Consider the following 424-nt stretch of genomic DNA (forward strand, 5'->3'; position numbering starts at 1 on the left):
TTTCCTCCTATATTTCAATTTCTTGAAATTAAAGGTTGACGCCCCTCCGAATCCCCTTATAATGCGCCCCACTTCCAGCGACATCGGAACAACAAACTCCTTGAAATTCAACGAGTTAGCTTGTTAATAGATCACTGAAAGGGCTTCGATCGAAAGATCGCTAGCGGTTGAGATGAGTGTTGACAGCGTGTCAAAACGCTGTATGATTCGCCTCCCGCTACGAGAGATCGCAGCGAGTCAAGTGTTTGAAGCTAAACGAGTTTCTCGCAAAAAACTTCAAAATAAACGCTTGACAGAAAATGAGGAAAGCGTAGAATGCGCGCCTCGGTTGAGACGAAAAGCTCTTAACCAAACGCTCTTTAACAAATCGAATCAAGCAATTCGTGTGGGTGCTTGTGAGTACGGACTGATAGTCAAAAAGATT

1 protein-coding gene is annotated in these 424 nt (G+C 43.9%); it reads left to right on the plus strand.

Features of this window, described 5'->3' with window-relative positions:
• Positions 1-172: 172 nt before the first annotated feature.
• The coding region (locus F3J45_RS29945) for a hypothetical protein (protein ID WP_205300756.1) at positions 173-424 on the plus strand (252 nt) is incomplete at its 3' end.

This window comes from Pantoea sp. Ap-967 (assembly GCF_011752565.1).
Lineage (GTDB): Bacteria > Pseudomonadota > Gammaproteobacteria > Pseudomonadales > Pseudomonadaceae > Aquipseudomonas.